Genomic DNA, 17,522 nt, shown 5'->3' with positions numbered 1-17,522 from the left:
TGGCGCCGCCGGCGTGCCATCGATCATGAAGATGGACATTGAGGGCAGCGAAGCCGAATGCCTCGAAGCATCCCGCGAAGCTGGGCTGCAAGACGCTATCGGCGCCATTCTGGTTGAAACGCACGACCGGGTGTCGCCAGACATAGCGCGTCGGGTGGAGCGCATTCGCCAGCGCATCGCCCAGGAAACATCCGAAACATCAATCTGGAATGGATCTGACTGCGCGCCGTCGTTGCCCGGCAACCGACGGCCCCAGTTTGCTTGATCGGCTAACTTTAGGACAACCCGACCAGGGAAAGCGCCTTGCGCCGGACCCGCTTTGCCAGCAGGCGCGCGAGTTCTGCCGTCGACTGGATTGGCGGCTCGACATAAACCGGGACCTCGACCACCACGGTCTCTCGTTCCGGCGTCGTTTGGTGCGGACGGAAACATTGCGTGGCGTTTTTGCCGCACGTGGATCGGGAAATGCTAGGCCGGCTTGCGCTATAGGACGTTTTCCGGCAATGGAAACGCAACATCGGGGCGCTGGCGTAGAAATGATTGATGGATTGCGTGTGGCGGTGATCATGCCCGCCTATAATGCGTCGGCTACACTGGAGAAGACCTACTTCGCCTTGCCGATGCAATTGATCGACGACGTTATTCTCACGGACGATCTCTCGAAGGACGATACTGTCGGCATTTCGCGACAGCTCGGCATTCACACAATCGAGCATTCGATCAACAAGGGCTACGGTGGCAATCAGAAGACTTGTTACGATGCGGCGCTGCAGCGCGATGCCGATATCGTCGTGATGCTTCATCCCGATTATCAATATTCGCCCAGGTTGGTGCCGGCCATTGCCTCGATGGTCGCCTCTGGCGAGTATGATTACGTCTTTGGTTCGCGCATCTTGGGCAAGGGTGCCCTGCGCGGCGGCATGCCGGTCTATAAATATATCGCCAATCGCTTTCTGACCCTGGTTCAAAACATCCTGATCGGTCAGAAAATGTCGGAGTTTCACACTGGCTTTCGGTGCTGGAGCCGGAAAGCGTTGACCGAGATTCCTTATCACCGGTGCTCGGACGACTTTGTGTTCGACAATGAGATGGTCTGCCAGGCCGTCTATCTCGGCCTGCGTGGTGGCGAGATGTCCTGTCCGACGAGATACTTCCCGGAGGCGTCGTCGATCAACTTTCGGCGTAGCGTCGTCTATGGCTTGGGTGTCTTGAAAACCGCGGCGAAGTTTCGCCTCAGCAAACTGGGCATTCGACAAGATCCGTTATTCGTCGGGAGCAATATCTGATGAGGCGTCGGACACGAATGGCCCTCGGTGTGGCGGGCCTTGCGATGGTTCTCGTCCCCGCGGCGCTGTCGGGCTATCTCGACGATATCTTGCGGATCGCCAAAGCGAGCGTTCAGCAGACAGGGCTGTTTGGTTTCGTTGCGCTGGTCGTGATGCAGTTTCTAGTGGCCGCCACCGGCATATTGCCGGCGTCCCTGCTCGGGATCGCAGGCGGAGCGGTTTACGGATTCGCCGGTGGATCGGCAATGGCGCTCGTCGGGACTTTGGCCGGCGGCATCGTCGGCTACTACGTAGGCCGAAAGGGTCTCCAAAACGTTCCTTTTACCAACACGAAAATTGTTGGCGGCCTCGACAAGGTCAAACAGTTCCTTGCCGCTGACGGCTGGCGATCGGTTTTTCTGATCCGCCTGTCACCGGTCGTTCCCTTTGCCGCCACAAGCATTGCGCTGGGCGCGAGTGGAATTCGCCTCGCCGACTACGTGATAGGAACCGCAGCGTCGCTTCCCGCCCTTTTTGGTTATGTCTATGTCGGTTCATTGCTCGGCAATGCGGCGTCTCTCGAATCGCCTGAGTTTCACCAGGTTTTTTTGCTGATGCTGGCGGGAGGCGTTATTGCAGGCGCGACGTTGGTCGGCAGGTTCGTCATGTATAAGCACAATTCCGAAACAACCTGATGTGCTTGTTAGCAGTGGTATTCTCCACAGTCCGGTAGCTGCACTCCGCCTGCTCCGGGGTAATTTACAAGCGTTTGCGACGGTGACGTGAGATGGGTCGTTGCCTGCGAGGACCAACTGGTGTGGGACGGTGTGAAGAACAAGCCTTCGACCATGGCGTTGTAGTCTCGATTTGCGAGGACCGCGCATAGGCAAATAGCAACCGCCGCGACCCTTGTAACCAACCTCCACGAAGACGCCCAAATCGCCAGAACGATCAGAAGTGTTGCGACTGGCGCGAAGTAATACCTGAAGCCAGATCCTGATTGGAGCAGTGACTCGGCACCTCCGACGGCGAGAATCGCAGTAGCCGAAAATTGCAGCGCAACGATCGGGACGAGCAGCAGGATGGGCTGGCGGCGGGCGAGGAAAACTGCAGCTCCAAGCACGCCAAGGAAGACGATGGCAGCTGCTATCAGTTCAAGCGTACCCGGTGTCAAGTTGCTGAAAAACAAGGCCGGCCAAAGGATCGCACCACCCACCTTGAGCAGGAACAGGTCCGGCAAGCTTGCAAAACCGAGGAACGTGAACGGCCGTACGGCCAAGCCGGTATTCGTTGCCGGCAACAGTGCGCAGCCGATCTGCGTCGCCAATCCAGGAATAGACCAAACCAGAGGTCGGACAAGATAAGGCTGCCGTAGCACAAAGCCGGCAGCCGCCCATATGATAAGCGCGAAAGCTGCGGGGGTTCCTGTGAACGGCAGCACTAGAAGAAGACCGATATGAACGCGATTGAGCGGCTGTTTGAACGCTAACGACCCAAAAACAAGCGCGGCATAAACAGGTCCCCAGCCTTTGATGTGCAGTGCCGTTCCGAATGTTTCCGATGCAGTGACGCAATAGAGCGCGGTCGCAACCGCCAACAGGATTCCGGTTCGCCACGATATCGATTGCGTTGTGCCGGCGACAACAAATGGAAACAGCAAAGCCACCAGAAGACCGGAGCCGGTGTCAACGACCGGCCACCACTGAAGTCCGGCCGACACCGCAACGGCTGAAGATAGGTTTGCCGCTAGATCGTAGTAATTGCTTGCCGGGTTGAACAGAGCGGCTAACGGACCGTTCGCATAGGCATAGCCGAAGTACAGAGGGCCAATTTCAGCCCAAACCCTGTAGAAGGTAAGCAACGCCGGGGCTCTTGCCGCGACCAGGATCGCAAACAGTATCCCTGCGACGATGGTACACTCGGTCTTGCCCCTGGGGGATAACGAATCGTCTGCCCGGACATAAAGGAAGCTCAACCCTGCAAAGGCGAGAAACTCAACCAAAGTAAATGCACTGAACGGTGTCGACATCTGCCCCCCGGCTGGATGGCGTGGCGCCCCACGCGGTCTGGGGCGGTGATACAGACGGGATGGCGAAGAGTAAATGGCTACTTTTGCTACCCGCTCAGCGGCGCTCCAGACAGCCCGAAGACGAATTCTGCGGAGCTAGATCAAGTCCAGGATGTTCGGGTCGCCGCGCTCTGCCCGGAAGCGGTCTGCCCATTCGAGGTTTGATGCATCCCTTTGCAGCTCAACGGTCACGTTGCCGGGGTCCAGCTTGGAGGGCGGCTTCAGGCCCATCAGCTCGGCGACCTGACTGACGGCGTGGCGAGGGTCCTCGATCATTGTCTCGTATTCGAACCGCAAGGGCTCGATACCGGTGCGCGCAAAGAACATCTCCCAGCGGGCTCGTTCACGAGCAAGGGCGTTGAGCTGGCTCTGGATCAGTCCAGCGTCGAAGACCGGCTTCTGGGCCATCGGTTGGCTCGATCGGTATTGTCCTGTCTGCAGCGCGCGTGCCCAGGAAATCGCTTGGCCAAGCAAGTCGCGTCTGGTGAGCAGCACGAAGCGAAGATTGGGAAGGGCATCGACCCAGTTCACCTCGCCCGAAATCCAGTCGTGCTGGTGGGCAAATAACTTCAAGCCGTAGATGCCGTTGGGAGTGGCGCCCATGGTAAGGATTTTCCAGACCTGGCCGGCGATATCCTTGGGGTAGTCCGGGTCATCGAAATAGCGCCGCCCGCCCCAATTGAAATATTCCAGCGGATGTCCGAGCAGGCCCGTGCCGCTCAGATGCTGGCACAGGAAATTGCTGCCGGATCGTGGCGAGGTGCAGATGCTGTAGCCACTCAATTTATCGCGGTCCAAGCCGTCGAGCCCTGTCAATGTCCGACCCCTTTACGCGCCCGAAAGAGAAGCTTTCTGATGAACAGGGGGATCATACCGTTGTACAGCCGCTTTATCTCGTCCACAAAATTTGAAAGGTTCGAAAGCTGTTCCTCCACCCGGCTCAGCACAGCCGGGTTGTCGCCCAGCGCGGCGGCGCGCGAGACAGCCTCGTCCAGAACAAGCTGCTGGGTTCTGGCGATCTGTTCGCCAAGCTTCTCCAAAACTCGCGAGTTTGCGTGGGACTGAGCCAGAAGCGTCGCCAATTCGGGCGCATCCGGCCAGCCGTGCAATTCTTTCACGATGTGAAACCATCTTCGGCGTGGATGCGAGACCCCGATCTCTTCGATCCACACGGCGGTCGCAAGCGCGCGCTCATCGGGATCCAGCCCCCTGTCGGATCGCAGCACCTGATCATAGATGCGCACATGTTCCTCGACAAAATACGCATCGCCGGCCGCCTTCCGAAAATAGGTGGACACCGCCGCGGCATCGTTCGCATCGACACCGGATATCGCGCCCAGAAGATTTTCGACCGTGGTCGGCTTGGTCAAAAGCCCAACGCCCAGATTGAAGCGACGCCATGCCTCCATGTTTGCGCTGCTGAGCAATCCCGCGAAACCGCGCGCGTCGCAAACCACGACGGAACAGCCGACCGCAGCTGCCTCGATGGCCATCCGGGCGGTTGCGAACACGATGTCGTAACCAAGCAGATCCTGTTCCAGCTGCTGCGAAAACCGCCCGGTGGCTGGACCTAGCTCATCCAGCTGGATGCCACTTCTCGCACAGGCCTCACGAACCGCCGCCTGGTGCTCGAAATTCTTGGTCAGCAGCAGGCCTCGCGCGGGTCTGGCGGGGAGCGGTGGGCGCTGTTTGAAGCGATTGAGATCGACCGCGTTGTAGACAAGGCTCATCTGGTCGGCCGGTATGCCCCTCGACAGGCATTTGGCTCGGCACGCCTCGTCGACCGCAATCCAATGGCGTATCTGGGGATGCAGCATCGGCGCTTCGACTTCAAAGAAGGCGCTGTGACAGGAAAATACCGCTGGCACGTCGGGAAACCTGGCGAGCGCAGTCAGGCAGGGCGTCAGATGCTGGGCGTGAATGACATCGGGCCTTTCGACGATCTCGGCAATCCGATCGACGACATGATGCCCGCGCCGACGCATTCTATCGGCCATGTCGCCCAGAGTGGGAGCCAGCAGCATGGTCTGATGGCCGGCGCCGCGAAGCCCGTCGGCCAACAGTTCGACGACCGCTTCCGATCCGCTGTTTCGCGACAGGGAGAGATTGGTGATAAGAATTCGCAACGGGCGATTCCTTGCTTGCGCACTACATCTGATATGAGAGAGAAAGGCGCATGAGTTTCTGGCAGCGTCTTAAGTTGAAGCCGCTGACCAAACAAGCTTCGTCAGCATTGTCGCCGCCAAGGTTTGCGCCTGAATTTGTCCCCAGGCCATTCGGCTCGATCGGACCAGAAACTGGATTGGAGCCATTGTTGCCTGAAAAGTCAGGAGAAAAACTGGAAAACGTGCTGATCCTCGCTCACCCCGGGCACGAACTCAGGATCCACCATTGGCTCGAGATCGCCAAACCAAGGGTCTATCTTCTGACCGACGGATCAGGCGGCAAGGAAACATCGCGAACCCGCTATTCGCGCGATCTGGTCGAAGCTGCGGGCGCGACACGCGGCGCGGTGTTTGGGGAAATTCCGGATGGCGCCTGGTACGAAGCGCTGCTGGCCGGGAACCATGATTTCCTGATCGACGTGTTTTCGAGAGTGCGCGCCGATCTAACGACCGCAAAGAGTGTCCAGATCGTATCGGATGCGGTCGACGGCTATAATCCCATACATGATCTTGCCTTTGCGTTTGGCCAGGCCCTCTGCCGAGGACTGCGAAAGACGGCACAGGTCGGCAAACAGCTTTGTTCCGCTGCGGTTCCAAATGTGGCGGGACGTGTCGAATCGGCAATTCAGCTTTCCCCGGCCGCGCGGGCGCGGAAGATAGCGGCTGTTGAAAACTATAGTCCCCTCGCCGATGAAGCGCGTCGGATACTCGAGAGGGATCCGCAATGCTTCGACAGGGAAAATCTGATGTCCCAGGATTTTGACTGGAATTCCTCCTGGACACCGGAGTGGGAGCGCATTGGTAAACAGCGCGTTGCCGATGGCCGCTACCGCCAATGCATTACATACAGGGATAATGTCCAACCCGCCGCGCGGCGCCTCATGTCTGAAAGTGCTGCGGTATTTGCGGCCGCAAACTAAGTCTCAGGCTTTCACGAAACCAGTGAGACATTGCCGCCGGCATGGCGCTCGATGCGGCCGGCAAGGTCGAGTTCCAGCAGCACCATGGAGACTTGCGCGGCGTTGAGGCCGGTGTGGCGGATGATCTCGTCCACGCCCACCGGCGTTGGGCCTAGCACTTCGAGCACGCCGCTGCGTTCGTCCTCACCGGGCGGGGGAGTTGCCGAAAAATCGGGTGCCTTTTCTGGCGGCGCAATGCTTCGCGTTCGCGTGCCCGCCAAGGGTGCGATCGCACCGGAAACATCGGCCGCCTCGGTGACCAGGGTGGCGCCGTCCTTGAGCAGGCCGTTGGAGCCGGCGCAGCGCGGATCGAGCGGCGAACCCGGTACGGCAAAGACCAGCCGGCCCATCTCGCCGGCCAGGCGCGCGCTGATCAGCGAGCCGGAGCGTTGCGCAGCTTCGATGACCACCAGTCCGAGGGCGGCGCCCGCGACAAGCCGGTTGCGGCGCGGAAAATCCTGCGCCCGCGGCTGCCAGCCGAACGGCATTTCCGAAATAACGGCGCCGCCACGCTCGGCAATGTCTTCGCACAAGCCGATATTTTCGGGCGGGTAGGGGACATCGAGCCCACCGGCCAGCACACCCACTGTACCAGTCGAGAGACTGCCCTGGTGTGCTGCCGTGTCGATGCCGCGCGCCAGGCCGGAAACGATGACGTAGCCGTCGCGGCCAAGATCCGCCGCCAGCATGCGCGCCATCTTGATGCCGGCGAGCGACGCGTTGCGGGCGCCGACGATGGCCACCGCCGGCAGGCGAAAGACGGCTGCCTCGCCCTTCACGGCAATCAGTGGCGGCGGATTGTCCATGTTTTTCAGCATCGGCGGGTAGTCGGCCTCGCCGATGCCGACGAAGCGGGCGCCGTTTTCACTGGCTGCGTCGAGTTCCGCTTCGGCTTCCTCCACGGAAGGAATGCGCATGATCCTTTTGGCTCCGCCCGAAATCATCAGCTCGGGCAGCATCTCCAACGCCGCCTCCGCCGAACCAAAGCGGTTGATCAATTCGCGAAACGAGGCCGGGCCGACATTTTGTGTGCGGATCAGCCGCAGCCAGCTCAGCCGCTGCCGGTCGCTGAGGCGCGGCCCGGCGGCGGGCTTGCTCAACCCTTGGCTCCGATCTTGCCTTCGGTGCCGGCAAGAAGGCGCGAAATGTTGGCGCGATGTTTGAAAATGACGATCAGGCTCATCACCAGGAACAGCCCGGCGGTCTCAGGTGTGCTCCAGAAATAAAGCGCGATCGGCACGATGACCGCCGCCGTCAGCGCTGCCAGCGAGGAATAGCGAAACAGAAAAGCCATCGCCAGCCAGACGACGATAAAAATCAGCGCCACATGCCAGCCGAGCGCGATCAGCACGCCGAGATAGGTCGCCACGCCCTTGCCGCCCTTGAAACCGAGCCAGACCGGAAACAGATGGCCAAGGAAGGCGCCAAGGCCCGCCCAGAGTCCAAGGCCGGCCCACAGTCCGTAGTCGTGTCCAAAATGGCGCGCGATCATCACCGCCGCCGTACCCTTCAACGCGTCGAGCACCAGCGTCGCGGCGGCGAGGCCCTTGTTGCCGGTGCGCAGAACGTTGGTGGCGCCGATATTGCCGGAGCCGATTTTGCGCACATCGCCGAGGCCGGCCGCGCGGGTGATCAAGAGGCCGAAGGGAATCGAGCCGAGGAGATAGCCGAACAGCAATGCCAGGATAACGTTATAACTCATTGTTTCCCCCGCATTTCCCCAGCAGAATATCGGTCGGCGACGTAGCGCGATCGCTCTAGGTGGAAAACACTGTGCGGCCCGCCACCAGCGTTTGCAAGACCATGCCTTGCAGCCGCGCACCTTCGAAGCAGGTGTTTTTCGAGCGCGAACGGATGCCGCTTTCACTGACGATCCAGGGTTCTTCGAGGTCGATCAGGGCAAGATCGGCCGGCGCTCCCGGCTTCAGCGTGCCGCCCGGCAGGCCGAACAGTCTTGCTGGTGCGGTGGACAGTGTTTCGATCAGCCGAAGTAGCGGCACGTCGCCATTGTGGTAGAGCCGAAGCGCTGCTCCAAGCAGCGTCTCCAGCCCGATCGCGCCGGCAGCTGCATCGGCGAAGGGAAGGCGCTTGGTGTCGACATCCTGCGGGTCGTGCGAGGAGACGATGATGTCGATTGTGCCGTCCTTGACTGCCTCGATCATGGCCAGCCGGTCTTCCTCGGCGCGCAAAGGCGGCGTCAGCCGGAAGAAGGTGCGGTATTCCCCGACATCGTTCTCGTTCAGCGACAGATTGTGGATCGCCACGCCCGCCGTGACATTGGCCTGGTCGGCTTTCGCCCGCGTCACCGCTTGCGCTGCCATTGCCGTCGAGATCTTGGCCGCGTGATAGGCGCCGCGCGTCAGCCGCGCCAGCGCCAGGTCGCGCTCCAGTGGGATGGACTCGGCTTCGCGCGGAATACCGGCAAGGCCGAGCCAGCTGGCATACAGGCCTTCATTCATCACGCCTGCCGAAGCGAGGTCGCCATCCTGTGTCTCATGTGCGATGACGCCGCCGAAATCGCGGGCATAGGTGAGCGCCCGGCGCATCACCAGTGCGCTGGATATTGTGTGCCGCCCATCGGTGAAGGCGACCGCACCGGCCTCGCGCAACAGGCCGAATTCGGTCATCTCGCGACCGGCGAGGCCTTTGGTGATCGCCGCCGCCGGAAAGATGTTGACGCTTGCCGTGTCCCGGGCGGTGCGCAGCACGAATTCGACCAGCGCGACATTGTCGATCACCGGGTCCGTGTCGGGCATCATAACGACGGAGGTAACGCCGCCGGCCGCCGCCGCAACGCTGGCCGAAGCGATGGTCTCGCGATGTTCGCCGCCCGGTTCGCCGATGAAGACGCGCGCGTCGATCAGGCCGGGAATGATTGCCTTGCCGGCGCAGTCGACCACGGTGGCTCCCGCCGGCAGGCCCTGGTTCAGGGCAGCCTTGCCGGCGGCAACGATCTTTTTCCCCTCGACGATCACGGTGCCGACCTCGTCGAAGCCGCGTGACGGGTCGACGATGCGGGCGCGCTCAAAGACCGTCGTGCTCATGCGCTCCGGCCCTCGTTGCGGCGCGGGTCGAGCAGCGCTTCCATCACCGCCATGCGCACGGCGACACCCATCTCGACCTGTTCCTGGATGACGCTTTGCGGACCGTCGGCGATTTCGGACGCAATCTCGACGCCGCGGTTCATCGGACCGGGATGCATCACCAGCGCGCCGTCCTTGGCGGCCTTCAGCTTTTCGGCATCGAGGCCGAAATAGCGGAAATATTCGCGTACCGAAGGCACGAAGGCGCCTTCCATCCGCTCGCGCTGCAGGCGCAGCATCATCACCACGTCCGCGCCCTTGAGGCCCTCTGCCATCGAGCGCGAGACGATGACGCCCATTTTCTCGATGCCGGACGGCAGCAGGGTCGACGGCGCCACCACACGCACCTGCGCACCAAGCGCGTTCAACAGCATGATGTTGGAACGCGCCACGCGAGAATGCAGGATGTCGCCGCAGATCGCTACGATCAGTTTCGACAGCGGCCCCTTGGCGCGGCGGATGGTCAGCGCGTCGAGCAGCGCCTGCGTTGGGTGTTCATGCGCGCCGTCGCCGGCATTGACCACCGAGCAGCCGACCTTCTGCGCCAAAAGGGCGGCGGCGCCCGCAGACTGGTGGCGGATGATCAGGATGTCGGGGCGCATGGCGTTCAGCGTCATCGCCGTGTCGACCAGCGTCTCGCCCTTCTTCACCGAAGAGCTCGCCACCGACATGTTCATGACGTCGGCGCCGAGCCGTTTCCCGGCCAGTTCGAACGACGACTGCGTGCGCGTCGAGGCTTCGTAGAAGAGGTTGATCTGGGTGCGGCCGCGCAGCGTCGAGGTCTTCTTTTCGGACTGCCGCGAAATGGCGACGGCGCGATCGGCCCGGTCGAGCAGAAGCTCGATGTCACCGGGGGAAAGATCGCGGATGCCCAGAAGATGGCGGTGAGGATAAAGCGGCAGGGACGAAGCGTCGGTCATCTCAAGGCGCTGCTATAGGGGGGAGAATTCCTTGCCGCAAGCGTCAGCTTGGCATTACGGCCTTTCTCCCCGGTATTTTCGTCGCGCGCGCCGCCTGCCTTGGGCTATATCTAGCCGATTGCTTCGGATTCGAAGCCTTGTGATGATAAGTGCCTTTCTAGCGTTAGAAGGCCCTTCTACTTTCAGAAGGATTGGGCGTGACCGACGACGTGACCAACCAGCCGCCGCCGCTGACGGGCGGCAACGCCTGGCGGGGCGATCCGTTGCTGATCCAGCTTGCCGAGCGTTTTTCCGATCCGGTGCGCAAGGACCTCGACGGGCTTGGCCGGTTCGTCCTGACGCAGGAGGCGCAGGAGCTGGCGCGCCTCGCCAATGTCGAGACGCCGAAGCTCCGCACGCATGACCGTCAGGGCCGGCGCATCGACCTCGTCGAATTCCATCCGGCCTATCATGCGCTGATGCGCCGCTCGGTTGCCGGCGGCCTGCATTCCTCGATCTGGGAAAACGGCGATAGCGAGATCGGCCGTCGCCATCAGGTGCGCGCCGCGCGTTTCTACCTGACCGCCGAACTCGAGACCGGGCATCTCTGCCCCATCACCATGACCAGCGCTTCGCTGGCCGCCCTGATGGCCAGCCCAAAGCTGTTTCGCGAATGGGCGCCGCGCGTGACGACGCGCAAATACGACCAGAGTCAGAAGCCGCCGGTCGACAAGACCGGGCTGACGCTCGGCATGGGCATGACCGAAAAGCAGGGCGGCACCGACGTGCGCGCCAACACCACACGGGCCGAACGCGCCGGCAGCGGCTTTTATCGCCTCACCGGCCACAAATGGTTCATGTCGGCGCCGATGTCGGACGCTTTTCTCGTGCTTGGACAGGCGCCGGAAGGGCTTTCCTGTTTTCTCGTCCCGCGCATCCTCGGCGACGGTTCCGGCAACGGCTTCCGCTTTCAGCGGCTGAAGGACAAGCTCGGCAACCGCTCCAACGCCTCATCGGAGGTAGAGTTCGTCAACGCCATCGGCGAGATGGTCGGCGAGCCCGGCGCCGGCATAAAGACGATCATGGACATGGTCACGCTGACCCGGCTAGACTGCGCCGTCGCCTCGTCGGCAATCATGCGAGCGGGGCTGGCTGAGGCCGTGCATCACGCCCGTCACCGCCAGGTGGCCGGCTCGACGCTGATCGAACAGCCGCTTATGCAGCGCGTGCTGGCGGACATGGCGCTCGATGTCGCCGCCGCCACGGCACTCTCGTTCCGACTGGCGCGCTCCTTCGACGAGGCTGCCGGCGACCGCGGCGAGGCTGCTTTTGCCCGCGCCATGACCCCGGTGGTCAAATACTGGGTCTGCAAGATCGCGCCGCCACTGCTCTATGAGGCGATGGAGTGCCTCGGCGGCAATGGCTATGTCGAGGAAGCGCCGCTCGCCCGCTACTACCGCGAAGCCCCGGTCAATGCGATCTGGGAGGGCTCAGGCAATGTCATGGCGCTCGACGTGCTGCGCGTGCTCGGCCGCGCGCCCGGCCTGTTCGAGGAGGTGCTGGCCGGCATCGACCGCGATCTCGGCGCCGGCGGACGCGGAACCATTGGCGTGCTCAAGGCGGCCATGCAGGTCGCCGGCACCGATGAGGGGTCGGCCCGCCTGCTGACCGAACAGCTGGCGCTGTCGGCGGCAGCTGCGGAATTGCGCCGGCTGGGGGCAGGGCGGATTGCGGACGCCTTCGTCGAGACGCGGCTCGCCGGCCAGTGGCGCAACACCTATGGCATGCTCGATTCGCGCCACGATGCGCGCATGATCATCGACACGCTCTATCCGCCGGTGAATTGAGGGCCTTCCGCCAGGCCGTGAACGAATTTGCCTGCCTGTGGACAGCCGTTAACCTTAACGAATGGTTTCCGTTGCAGCCGCAGGCCGCAGACCCCACTGTCTTTGTCACCAAAGCAGGAATGCCATGCGGCACATTTTGACGTCCTTTCTGGCCTTGCACTGGGCGCTGGTTTTCGCCCTGCTGGCGTTCATCTGTGTCGATGGAAACCGCGGCGTTGCGGGCGCTCTGGGCGTGCTCGGCGTCGTCGTGGAAAACACTCGTCTGGCCGATCTCGACAATGCTGCCGTCGTGGCGCCGCTGGCCATCGCCTTGCTGGTCGTGGCGGTGCTGTTTTGCTGGGTCTTCGTCGAGAGCCTGGTTAACGTCGCAGCGAGCCCGGACGGAGCCGACAGTGTGGCGCGGACCGCCTTCATTTCGGCATCCGCGGTGTTGTCGCTCATCCTGATCGGCGGCGCAGCGCGAGGCATCAACGGCCTGTTTTTGGTTGTCGCCGTGCAATTGGCGGCACTTCTGGCCTCCTATGTCGCCATGCTGGCCGAGCGGAGGTCGGTCTTCGCTGTCATGGTTTCTCGGGAGGCAGAGAGCCGCGCCACCGCCCATGCCATGGCCAAGGGTGCCGCGCACGGCTCCTTGCTGTCGCGCATTTCCGGCCGTCCGGACATTGGTCCCAGCGGTCCCAGAGGCGGCTCCAGCCGCAGGGACGGTCACTGATGCGCACGCTGTTCGCATTGTGGGCCGCGCCACTCGCTCTGTTCTGGGGCTGGTTCTTCCTGTCGCTCAACGACATCAATTTCGGCTACGTCATGCTCAGCCGGCAGCTGCATGATTTCGTGTTCCAGCTCTATGGGCAGATGCTGGGCATCGATCCGGCGATCATTCCGGGCATGGTGGCAAGGGCCTGCGTCTTTGACGGCTTCCTGCTGATGGCATTGTGGGCGTTTCGCCGCCGCCGCAACATCACGGCCTGGGTCAGGCGGCAGGCGGGGAATCCGGTTCCGTCCGATCGCGTGGGTCAAGCGACTGGAGCCGGTCCAGAACTCCCTGCAGAATAAAGGCCGCAGCCGCCGAATCGATCTTGCCGGCGCGCTTTCGGCGCGAGAAATCCATCTCGATCAGCGTCCGCTCCGCCGCCACCGTCGACAGCCGCTCGTCCCACAGAACGAAGGGCAGGTCGGTTATACCTGCCATGTTGCGCACGAAGGCGCGCGACTTCTGGGCGCGGGGACCTTCCGAACCGTCCATGTTGATGGGGAGACCGAGTACAAACGCGCCGACATTGTCCTTCTGCAGCTGGGCGAGCAGCGCTGCCGCATCCAGCGAAAACTTTTTACGCAGGATGACAGGGCGCGGATGGGCAAAGGACAGGCCGCGGTCGGAAACGGCGACACCGATCGTCCTGTCGCCGAGGTCGAGCCCGGCCAGCGTCCTGCCGCCCTCCAGGCGTGTCGGCAGATCCTCGATTGCTATGATGCCCAACGGCTTTCCCCAACCAGCGTTACCGTGACTCAGTCTATTGCGACCCAGACTTGCCGTCACAAAGAGCGCGACACGTTCTTTTGAAGCGCGAGCACACTATGTCACTTTAATTTTGCTGCCGGCGTTCTATCTTCCGGCGCAACCAAAATCGAGGAACACGATCGATGAAATTGACCTGGTACGGACATTCCGCCTTCCGCGTCGAGACATCAGGCGCGACCATCCTGATCGATCCCTATCTCGTCGGCAACCCATCATGGACGAGCGGCTGGGAGGGGCCGGCGGAAGGCGTCACCCATGTGCTTCTGACCCACGGCCACAGTGATCATGTCAGCGGCGCGGTGGAGGTGCTGAAGAAGAGCGGCGCCCAGCTGGTCGCCAATTACGAGATCTGCATGTACCTGGTCGGCAAGGGCGTCGACGGCAAGAAGATCAATCCCGGCAATCATGGCGGCACCGTCGATTGCGGTGCCTTCACCACCACATTCGTGCAGGCACTGCATTCCTCGTCGTTTGGGCTCGATGGCGGCCAGAACGTCTACCTCGGCAATCCCAACGGGCTGGTCCTGCATTTCCCGGAGGACAAGACGCTCTACCATATGGGCGACACCGACATCTTCTCCGATATGGCGCTGATCGAGGAATTGCATGAGCCGAAGATCGGCCTCGTGCCGGTCGGCGACCGCTTCACCATGGGCGGCGCGGTGGCGGCCCTGGCCTGCCGGCGCTTCTTCCACTTCGACACCGTCGTGCCATGCCACTTCGGCACCTTCCCGATCATCGACGCGACGGCGGAGAAGTTCGTGGCCGGCCTCGAAGGATCAGGTGTCGACGTAGCCTTGCCAGCCATCGGCCAAACGATCACACTATAGAGCGATCGTTGAAACGATCCCTTGTCGCAAAGGGGAATTAAACCATGGGTTTGAGAGAGACTCTTTGCGTTTCGATGCTGGTCGCTGCGTCGCCCGCATCCGCCGCCGAGGACTTCATCAAGGGCGTTTACCTCCAGACCCAGGAGCTTTGCGCGCAAGCCAAAAAGGACACGCTGCAGACGCTGATCGACACCGGCAATGTCATCTTGTCGGCGGACGGCCTGCAAAGCGTCGAGTATAATTGCGAGTTCGTCCAGGTCACCAAGGCGACGCGCTCGCCGAGCTGGGCGGTCACTGCCATCTGCCAGGAGCCGGGCTTTCTCTTTCCCGATATACTGTCGATCACGCAGATGAACGCGACCCAAATCGACATCGTCTCGGTGCGCCCGACCGCCGACGAAGGCGAGCAGGCCGGCAATGGCGGCAGCTATTATCTGTGCGAGGGTGTATCGCTGCCCTAGGCTGAAATGCCGCCCTGGCATGAACGGGCTCTATCCCCAAGCACGATCGATGTTGCGCGGCACGCGCCACGCCGCTATAGCGCCATCTGGTTTTCCCAAAGGCTAAAGACATGTCCGTTGATCTGCAAACTGTGAAGCGCGTCGCGCGTCTCGCCCGCATTGCGGTGAGCGAGGAGGATGCCGAGCGCATGACCGGCGAGCTGAACGCCATTCTGGGCTTTGTCGAGCAGCTGAACGAGGTCGATGTCTCCGGCGTCGAACCGATGACATCGGTGACGCCGATGGAGATGAAGAAGCGCCAAGACATCGTCACCGACGGCAACAAGGCTGCCGATATCGTCGCCAACGCGCCTGCCACTGACGAGAATTTCTTCCTCGTGCCGAAGGTCGTGGAGTAGCTGGCCGATGGCAATCGAGATCGCCATCGAAACGCCGCTGCAGGACGATGTCCGCGCTTTGGTCGAGGAGCTCAACGCGACGCTGCTCGAACTGACGCCGCCGGAGCATTGCTACCATCTGACGGTCGAGCAGATGGCTGGCGACGACACCACCGTGTTCATCGCCCGCGACGACGGGCAAGCCATCGGTTGCGGCGCGCTGAAGCGCCATGACGCCCGCGTCGGTGAGGTCAAGCGCATGTACACGCGGCCCTCGCATCGCGGCAGGAAGATCGGCGCCAAGATCGTCGAGCATGTCGAAACGCTGGCGCGCAGCGAAGGGCTGAAGCGCCTGGTGCTTGAAACCGGCGACCGCCATCCCGCCGCCTGGACCGTCTACGAACGGGCCGGCTTCTCGCGCTGCGGGCCGGTGCTGGATTATCCCGATTCCGAGTGGTCGGTGTTTTACGAAAAGAGCCTTTGATGAGCGAACTGACCCATCTGACAATTTCGCAGGCGCGCGCCAAGCTGCGCGCCAAGGAGATTTCGGCCGTCGAAATCACCGAGGCCTATCTCGGTGCCATCGAGCGCGCCAATCCGGTGCTCAATGCCTACATCGTCGTCACCGGCGACAAGGCGCGCGATATGGCCAAAGCTTCCGACGCCAGGCTCGCCAAGGGCCAGGGCGGTGCGCTGGAGGGCATCCCGCTCGGCATCAAGGACCTGTTCGGCACCGAAGGTGTCCACACCCAGGCCTGCAGCCATGTGCTCGACGGCTTCAAGCCGCGCTACGAATCGACAGTCACCGCCAATTTGTGGGCAGACGGCGCCGTCATGCTGGGCAAGCTCAACATGGACGAGTTCGCCATGGGCTCGTCCAACGAGACCTCCTATTACGGCCCTGTCGTCAATCCGTGGCGGCGTTCGCGCCTCGACACGGTGGTGATGCCGACCACGCATCAGGGCGATGGCGGTTTCGTTTCGGCCGGCGGCACGAAGACCGCGCGCACGCTGGACAATGCCCAACTGGTGCCGGGGGGCTCGTCGGGGGGCTCGGCTTCCGCCGTCTCGGCTTTCCTGTGCGCCGGCGCCACCGCCACCGACACCGGCGGCTCGATCCGCCAGCCAGCCGCCTTCACCGGCACCGTCGGCATCAAGCCGACCTATGGCCGCTGCTCGCGCTGGGGCATCGTCGCCTTCGCTTCGTCGCTCGATCAGGCGGGCCCGATCGCCCGGGACGTGCGCGATGCCGCGATCATGCTGAAGTCCATGGCCTCGGTCGACGCCAAGGACACCACTTCCGTCGACCGGCCGGTGCCGGATTACGAGGCGGCGATCGGCAAACCGATCAGGGGCATGAAGGTCGGCATTCCCCGGGAATACCGCGTCGACGGCATGCCGGAAGAGATCGAGGCGCTGTGGCAGAAGGGCATTGCCTGGCTCAGGGATGCCGGCGCCGAGATCGTCGACATTTCGCTGCCGCACACCAAGTATGCTTTGCCGGCTTATTATATCGTAGCGCCTGCCGAAGCATCGTCCAATCTGGCGCGCTATGACGGCGTCCGCTATGGCTTGCGCGTGCCAGGCCAGGACATTGTCGACATGTACGAAAAGACCCGAGCCGCCGGGTTCGGTCAAGAGGTCAAGCGTCGCATCATGATCGGCACCTATGTGCTGTCGGCAGGCTATTACGATGCCTACTATCTGCAGGCGCAGAAGGTGCGCAATTTGATCAAGCGCGACTTCGAGACGGTTTTTGCCGACGGCGTCGACGTCATCCTGACGCCGGCGACGCCGTCGGCCGCCTTCGGCATCGCCGACGAGGACATGGCCGCCGATCCGGTAAAAATGTACCTCAACGACATTTTCACGGTGACCGTGAACATGGCCGGACTGCCGGGCATTGCCGTGCCTGCCGGCCTCGATGCCAAGGGCCTGCCGCTCGGCCTGCAGCTGATTGGCCGTCCCTTCGACGAGGAAACCCTGTTCCAGACAGCCGCCGTCATCGAGCAGGCGGCGGGAACCTTCCAGCCGGAGAAGTGGTGGTAG

20 protein-coding genes are annotated in these 17,522 nt (G+C 62.2%); 12 read left to right on the top strand and 8 right to left on the bottom strand.

The window, feature by feature from the left end:
* Positions 1-25: 25 nt before the first annotated feature.
* From NLY43_RS01780 to NLY43_RS01770, 3 genes are all read left to right on the top strand, one after another.
* The gene (locus NLY43_RS01780; protein ID WP_023713238.1) at positions 26-265 is read left to right on the top strand and encodes a class I SAM-dependent methyltransferase; all 240 of its coding nucleotides are present in this window, start codon (positions 26-28) and stop codon (positions 263-265) included.
* Between the two features lie 238 nt (positions 266-503).
* Positions 504-1,286 (top strand): glycosyltransferase family 2 protein, encoded by a 783-nt coding sequence (locus NLY43_RS01775; RefSeq protein WP_198020860.1) that lies wholly within the window; start codon positions 504-506, stop codon positions 1,284-1,286.
* 17 nt (positions 1,287-1,303) lie between these two features.
* Positions 1,304-1,960: a TVP38/TMEM64 family protein gene (locus NLY43_RS01770; protein WP_023712368.1), complete on the top strand. Its 657-nt coding sequence runs from the start codon at positions 1,304-1,306 to the stop codon at positions 1,958-1,960.
* An 8-nt stretch (positions 1,961-1,968) separates the two neighbouring features.
* Here NLY43_RS01770 and NLY43_RS01765 read toward each other — a convergent pair whose 3' ends face one another.
* The 3 genes from NLY43_RS01765 to NLY43_RS01755 all read right to left on the bottom strand — a co-directional run bounded on the left by NLY43_RS01765 (position 1,969) and on the right by NLY43_RS01755 (position 5,459).
* Complete coding sequence (locus NLY43_RS01765) at positions 1,969-3,294, bottom strand: hypothetical protein (protein WP_156933248.1); 1,326 nt, start codon at positions 3,292-3,294, stop codon at positions 1,969-1,971.
* 135 nt (positions 3,295-3,429) lie between these two features.
* Entirely contained in the window at positions 3,430-4,149 is a 720-nt protein-coding gene (locus tag NLY43_RS01760) for a Stf0 family sulfotransferase (protein WP_023688604.1), read from the bottom strand.
* Complete coding sequence (locus tag NLY43_RS01755; protein ID WP_023712366.1) at positions 4,146-5,459, bottom strand: glycosyltransferase; 1,314 nt, start codon at positions 5,457-5,459, stop codon at positions 4,146-4,148. Before NLY43_RS01755 ends, NLY43_RS01760 begins: the two co-directional genes overlap by 4 nt.
* Before the next feature lie 50 nt (positions 5,460-5,509).
* Here NLY43_RS01755 and NLY43_RS01750 point away from each other — a divergent pair, with 50 nt between their 5' ends.
* Entirely contained in the window at positions 5,510-6,418 is a 909-nt protein-coding gene (locus tag NLY43_RS01750) for a hypothetical protein (RefSeq protein ID WP_245263954.1), read from the top strand.
* 11 nt (positions 6,419-6,429) lie between these two features.
* On the opposite strand, the gene dprA is transcribed toward NLY43_RS01750, so the two are convergent.
* The 4 genes from dprA to NLY43_RS01730 are packed head-to-tail and all read right to left on the bottom strand — an operon-like array spanning position 6,430 to position 10,460.
* Positions 6,430-7,557: a DNA-processing protein DprA gene (dprA, locus tag NLY43_RS01745; protein ID WP_031199582.1), complete on the bottom strand. Its 1,128-nt coding sequence runs from the start codon at positions 7,555-7,557 to the stop codon at positions 6,430-6,432.
* The gene (gene plsY / locus NLY43_RS01740; protein ID WP_023696534.1) at positions 7,554-8,159 is read right to left on the bottom strand and encodes a glycerol-3-phosphate 1-O-acyltransferase PlsY; all 606 of its coding nucleotides are present in this window, start codon (positions 8,157-8,159) and stop codon (positions 7,554-7,556) included. The genes dprA and plsY overlap by 4 nt, the downstream gene beginning before the upstream one ends.
* A 55-nt stretch (positions 8,160-8,214) precedes the next feature.
* Complete coding sequence (locus NLY43_RS01735) at positions 8,215-9,501, bottom strand: dihydroorotase (protein WP_023712364.1); 1,287 nt, start codon at positions 9,499-9,501, stop codon at positions 8,215-8,217.
* The gene (locus NLY43_RS01730; protein WP_023712363.1) at positions 9,498-10,460 is read right to left on the bottom strand and encodes an aspartate carbamoyltransferase catalytic subunit; all 963 of its coding nucleotides are present in this window, start codon (positions 10,458-10,460) and stop codon (positions 9,498-9,500) included. Before NLY43_RS01730 ends, NLY43_RS01735 begins: the two co-directional genes overlap by 4 nt.
* 197 nt (positions 10,461-10,657) lie before the next feature.
* On the opposite strand from NLY43_RS01730, the gene NLY43_RS01725 reads away from it, so the two are divergent.
* The 3 genes from NLY43_RS01725 to NLY43_RS01715 all read left to right on the top strand — a co-directional run bounded on the left by NLY43_RS01725 (position 10,658) and on the right by NLY43_RS01715 (position 13,339).
* Positions 10,658-12,286: a DNA alkylation response protein gene (locus NLY43_RS01725; protein WP_023700749.1), complete on the top strand. Its 1,629-nt coding sequence runs from the start codon at positions 10,658-10,660 to the stop codon at positions 12,284-12,286.
* Between the two features lie 124 nt (positions 12,287-12,410).
* On the top strand, positions 12,411-12,998 hold the full coding sequence (locus NLY43_RS01720; protein ID WP_023712362.1) for a hypothetical protein: 588 nt from the start codon (positions 12,411-12,413) through the stop codon (positions 12,996-12,998).
* Complete coding sequence (locus NLY43_RS01715; RefSeq protein ID WP_023693426.1) at positions 12,998-13,339, top strand: DUF6105 family protein; 342 nt, start codon at positions 12,998-13,000, stop codon at positions 13,337-13,339. The genes NLY43_RS01720 and NLY43_RS01715 overlap by 1 nt, the downstream gene beginning before the upstream one ends.
* On the opposite strand, the gene ruvX is transcribed toward NLY43_RS01715, so the two are convergent.
* A complete protein-coding gene (gene ruvX, locus NLY43_RS01710; protein ID WP_023693427.1) occupies positions 13,257-13,763 on the bottom strand; it encodes a Holliday junction resolvase RuvX in 507 nt (168 codons plus the stop codon). The genes NLY43_RS01715 and ruvX overlap by 83 nt on opposite strands.
* Positions 13,764-13,927: 164 nt before the next feature.
* Between ruvX and NLY43_RS01705 the strand changes: the two genes are divergently transcribed.
* From NLY43_RS01705 to NLY43_RS01685, 5 genes are all read left to right on the top strand, one after another.
* Entirely contained in the window at positions 13,928-14,635 is a 708-nt protein-coding gene (locus NLY43_RS01705; protein WP_023684673.1) for a metal-dependent hydrolase, read from the top strand.
* Positions 14,636-14,679: 44 nt separating this feature from the next.
* Positions 14,680-15,096, top strand: a complete 417-nt coding sequence (locus tag NLY43_RS01700; protein ID WP_023670998.1) for a hypothetical protein — start codon at positions 14,680-14,682, stop codon at positions 15,094-15,096.
* A gap of 110 nt (positions 15,097-15,206) precedes the next feature.
* On the top strand, positions 15,207-15,494 hold the full coding sequence (gene gatC / locus NLY43_RS01695; RefSeq protein ID WP_023670999.1) for an Asp-tRNA(Asn)/Glu-tRNA(Gln) amidotransferase subunit GatC: 288 nt from the start codon (positions 15,207-15,209) through the stop codon (positions 15,492-15,494).
* A 7-nt stretch (positions 15,495-15,501) separates the two neighbouring features.
* Positions 15,502-15,957 carry a GNAT family N-acetyltransferase gene (locus tag NLY43_RS01690; RefSeq protein WP_023706217.1) on the top strand — a complete coding sequence of 152 codons (456 nt, stop codon included), beginning with the start codon at positions 15,502-15,504 and terminating at the stop codon, positions 15,955-15,957.
* Complete coding sequence (locus NLY43_RS01685; protein ID WP_023712361.1) at positions 15,957-17,522, top strand: amidase; 1,566 nt, start codon at positions 15,957-15,959, stop codon at positions 17,520-17,522. Before NLY43_RS01690 ends, NLY43_RS01685 begins: the two co-directional genes overlap by 1 nt.

Source organism: Mesorhizobium sp. C416B (assembly GCF_030323165.1).
Taxonomy (GTDB): domain Bacteria; phylum Pseudomonadota; class Alphaproteobacteria; order Rhizobiales; family Rhizobiaceae; genus Mesorhizobium.
The sequence above is the reverse complement of the archived record's forward strand: the minus strand, read 5'-3'. Positions and strand labels throughout refer to the sequence as shown.